Annotated in this window: 3 protein-coding genes; all 3 read right to left on the bottom strand. The window is 62.3% G+C overall.

Features of this window, described 5'->3' with window-relative positions; translation table 11 throughout:
• On the bottom strand, positions 1-1515 hold a 1515-nt coding region (locus tag VGP39_RS24735; RefSeq protein WP_327570717.1), incomplete at its 3' end, for an RNA polymerase sigma factor region1.1 domain-containing protein.
• A gap of 241 nt (positions 1516-1756) precedes the next feature.
• Positions 1757-3778, bottom strand: a complete 2022-nt coding sequence (gene dnaG, locus VGP39_RS24730; RefSeq protein ID WP_327570716.1) for a DNA primase — start codon at positions 3776-3778, stop codon at positions 1757-1759.
• 122 nt (positions 3779-3900) lie between these two features.
• Positions 3901-4140 (bottom strand): hypothetical protein, encoded by a 240-nt coding sequence (locus VGP39_RS24725; RefSeq protein WP_327570715.1) that lies wholly within the window; start codon positions 4138-4140, stop codon positions 3901-3903.
• Positions 4141-4517: the final 377 nt, after the last annotated feature.

The following is a 4517-nucleotide window of genomic DNA, read 5'->3' as shown; positions in this document are numbered from 1 at the left end:
GGTGTATTTCTTGGCGATCGAGATCACCAGGCGAAGGTTGGCCTCGACCATTTCCTTCTTGGCCTGACGCGCCTCGCGCTCGCCCTTCTGCACGCCGTGCACGATCTTGCGGAATTCGCCGATCTCAAGCCCGGTCAATGCGGCCAGCGACTGGATTTCGTGGCGCAGTTCCTTGATGCGGTCCTTCTCGTTATGGACGAAATTCTTCCAGCCCTTTGCCGAGAGCTTCGAGACGCGGTTGAGCCAGCGCGGATCGAGCTCCGAGCCCTGATAGTTCTTCAGAAAGTCTTCGCGCGCCACGCCATGGCTGTCGCCGAGCCGCAGCAGGCGGCCTTCGAACGACACCAGCTTCTTGTTGATGTCGTAGAGCTGCTCGACCAGCGAATCGATGCGGGCCTGGTTCAGCCGCAGCGACTTCACCTCGACGATGATTTCGTCCTTCAGCTTCTTGTATTTGCGCTCCTGCGAGGGCGACAGCGACTCGCTCTGCAGCTGGTTGGCGATATCCTGTTCTTGAAGACGCCGCAGCTTCTTGTAGTTGTCGGCGATCTTGTCGAAGGTCTCCACCACCTTCGGCTTCAGCTCGGCCTCGATGGCGGCAAGCGACATCTGGTTTTCGAACTCGTCGTCGTCCATGTCGGATTCGGCGGCGGCCTCGGCCGGATCCTTCTCGGCTTCGGGCTCTGTCGCGGGCGCGGGACGGAACGGGGTCGGCGACGGCGGCGCCGCCGGCGGTGCGATGTGCGAGGGCGCGGACACTTTTACGTCGCCGCCGTTGGCGGCGGCCATCGCAGCACCATTGTCGCTGCCGTTGTCGTCCGCGGCCGGCTGGCCGTCGGCGCCGAGGGGGGCTGCGATCAGCGCCGGATTCAAATTGTTCTTGGCGTCGGGGCCGGCATAGGTGGCTTCCAGATCGATGATGTCGCGCAGGAAGATTTTTCCTTCGTTGAGTTCATCGCGCCAGATGATGATGGCCTGGAACGTCAGCGGGCTTTCGCAGAGTCCTGCGATCATCGCCTCGCGGCCGGCCTCGATGCGCTTGGCGATGGCAATTTCGCCTTCGCGCGAGAGCAGCTCGACGGTGCCCATCTCGCGCAGATACATTCGGACGGGATCGTCGGTGCGCTCGCCGGGTTCCGACTTCTTGACCTCGGTGACGGCCTTTTGCGTGACCTCGACCAACTCGTTGTCGGTCTCGTCCTCGGCCTCTTCCTTGGTCTCTTCCTCGGTGTCGGCTTCTTCCGCCTCGGAGACGTTGATGCCCATGTCGGAGAGCATCGACATGATGTCCTCGATCTGCTCCGGCGAGGTGGTGTCGGAGGGCAAGACTTCGTTGAGCTGATCGAAGGTCACGAAGCCGCGCTTCTTGGCCTGCTTGATCATCTTCTTGACGGCGGCGTCCGACAGATCGAGCAACGGCGAGGGCGCGTCCGGAGAATCCTTTTCAGGGGCGTCGCTGGCCTTGTCGTCTTTTTCCTTGTCCTTCACCTGCAGCGTCTTTGCCTTGCTGGCCATTCATTGCTCCTGGAACGCGCTCATGCAGGGAACGTCGCCGCGCCCGCTTTTGTTCTGATGTCATCTCGACGCGGAAAGGGCGGCGGAAATGATCGCCACCCCCCATTCTGTCTCGCTGATTTGCCGTTAGTCTTGGCCTTGCGGCCGTTAAGCTTCAATTAACCCTGTTTTTGCAGCCAAACCATGGGTTTGGCGAGTCTTTTTGCGGTTCCGGCGGCCGCAATCCGCATGATTTATTTTATCACATGCTGCGCTGGAACCGGCCTGACGACTCGCCAAATCCCTCGATCAGGGCTTCGGTACCGTCTACTTCCGACAGGCGGGCTTTGACATCGCGCAACCAGGCGTAATTCGCCTCGCTCGCCACCTCGCCCAACGCCAGCTCCGCATCCTTCAATTCCCTAAGTAATGAGTGCCATTGGCGATGCAAGGCAACCAGCTGGTGCCAGGTGGAAAGAACGTCCTCCGATGCGGCGCCGGCTTGCGCGCCCCACACCGCCGAGGTCGTGATCGCCCGTTCAACCCTTTGAAGAGATTGAGATAACCCACGCGCGCCGAGATCGGCTCGCATTTTCGCGCTGGCCTCGATGGGGTCCGCGCCGTGGTGATGATCGCCGGCGAAGGCGGCGATGATGCCGGCCCGCAATTTGTTGGCCTCGGGATGGGCCAGTTCCAGCGCCGCCACCTCCTCGAGGTGGTCGTGCAGCAGCCAGGGGTGATTGATCAGGGATTGCAGGATCAGCGCCTCGCGGCGCGACAATGCGCTGCGCTGCCCGCGCATGATCGGGCTCAAGGCGAGCTGCGGACTGGCGACCTGATAAGGTCCACGATTGATGGTCTGGCTGCCGGCCGAGGGTTGCGAACGGCTGCCGCGGGGCTCGAATCGCCCTGCCGCGCCGGGGGTGAACGAGCCGCGCGGCTGATAGCGCCGGCCTGATTCGCTGAAATTACCGCCGCGAGTTCCGCCGCGGCCATAGTTCCCGCGCACGCCATCCGGCGCAAAGGTCCGCTGCAGGCGCTCGGCCAGATCCTGGCGATAATAGCGCCGCACCACTTCATCGCGGATGCCGCTCGAAAGTTCGTTGATGCGCGCTTCCAGCGCCGCGCGGCGCTCCGGCGTCGCAAAGCTGCCGCCTTCGATCTCGCGCGACCAGATTACGTCGGCGAGCCCGCGCGCGGCGCCAATGACTTCCTCGATCGCGCCGCGCCCACCGGAGCGCGCGAGATCATCAGGGTCCTGCCCTTCCGGCAGCAGCGCGAAACGCAGACTCTTTCCGGGTTTTAGATGCGGCAGCGCCAGATCGGCGGCGCGCCACGCCGCTTTCTGGCCGGCCCTGTCGCCGTCAAAGCACAGAATCGGCTCGTCGGCCATCTTCCACAGCAGCGCCAGCTGGTTTTCGGTGAGCGCAGTGCCGAGCGGCGCGACGGACGCCGCAAAGCCAGCGCCGACCATGGCGATGACATCGACATAACCTTCCACCACCACCAGCGGCGCGCCATCATGCGCGGCCTGCCGCGCGGTCGCCAGGTTGTAGAGATTGTCGCCCTTGTGAAACAGCGGCGTTTCCGGTGAGTTGAGATATTTCGCGGAGACGTCCTTTTCCAGCGCACGACCGCCGAAGGCGATCACGCGGCCGCGCAGATCGGTGATTGGAAACATCACGCGGTCGCGAAAGCGATCATAGGGCACCGGTATATCGTCGCCCGCGATGAGGAGTCCGGCCTCGACCATATCGTCGGTCGAAATGCCCGCACGGCCAAGATGCTCCTTCAGTGCGAAACGTTCGCCCGGCGCATAGCCGATACGAAACTGGACTTGCGTGGCCGGTGAAATCGCGCGGTCGCCGAGATAGCCGCGCGCCTTGGCGCCGCCCCGCGAGGCCAGCGTGTCGGCGAAAAATTTTGCCGCCAGTTCCATTACGTCATGCAGCGTCTTGCGGCGCTGCTCATGCCGCGCGGCGTCCGGCGTTACCGCCGGCAGCGGCATGCCGGCCATCGAGGCGAGCCGTTCCACCGCCTCGACGAAATTGACGCCTTCGGTCTCCATCACGAAATCAAAAATGTTGCCGTGCTTGCCGGTGGAGAAGTCGTGATAAAATTGCTTCTGGTCGTTGACCGTGAACGACGGCGTCTTCTCCTGCTGGAACGGCGACAGCCCCTTGAACTCCCGCCCCGCCTTCTTCAGCTTGACGCGCTGGCCCACGACTTCCGAAACCGGAAGCCGGGCGCGCAGCTCATCGAGGAATTCGGGCGTGAAGCGCATGGGTTGAGTGTGCGGTGAGTCGCGGGTGGGTGCCAACCGATTAGCCATATAGGGATGGCGGGGGAAAAACGAAGGATCGGCGCGTTCTTCCCGGATATACACAGGCGAGAACACGGGTTGGCCTATTTTTCCTTCGCGGCCGTCCGTGGAACAATCACCAAATGCGCCCTGCCGCTATCATCGAAGGTACGCTTCTGCGGGGCGGGATCGCAATCATCCATCCCGTCCTCGTCAAAGACCATCTCCGCCACCGGGTAAGGCGGACCGCTGTACCACCAGGTGTCGTGATCGAGATCGAGCCGGATTGCCACAATGGTGCGCGTTCCGACATCGGTACAGCGCCAGCGGCCGGCCGCGGTCATGAACTCCATTCCGATTTTGAAATCCGAGTGCTTCATCTGAGCAATATCGCTGCAGAGATTCCAAAATGCTACAATCTGAAGCGAGAGCAAGTGGTCAGTAGCCCGCGATGAGCGCACTGACATCCGGTGCCTCTAAATCTCCGTCGTCATCCTGAGGTGCTCGCCGCCTCTTGCGGCGAGCCTCGAAGGATGCGCCACAAGCACCCGCAGCCGATCCTTCGAGACGCCGCGCAAGCGCGCGGCTCCTCAGAGCCTGATCCAAAAATGTATCCGAGTCATTTCAACTACTTAGGAACGACGGTGTTGCGGGGATCTGACCTCAGGCAAATCTGCAGTTATTGCGATGCTCCAACGGGTTTCAACAAGTCGCATCTGAA

It is taken from the genome of Bradyrhizobium sp. (genome assembly GCF_036009065.1).
Classification (GTDB): Bacteria; Pseudomonadota; Alphaproteobacteria; order Rhizobiales; family Xanthobacteraceae; genus Bradyrhizobium.
The sequence above is the reverse complement of the archived record's forward strand: the minus strand, read 5'-3'. Positions and strand labels throughout refer to the sequence as shown.

Bases quoted from the DNA above. Each gene is read 5' to 3' on its own strand.
- dnaG (WP_327570716.1), bottom strand. From the start codon at position 3,778: ATGCGCTTCACGCCCGAATTCCTCGATGAGCTGCGCGCCCGGCTTCCG.
- VGP39_RS24725 (WP_327570715.1), bottom strand. From the start codon at position 4,140: ATGACCGCGGCCGGCCGCTGGCGCTGTACCGATGTCGGAACGCGCACC.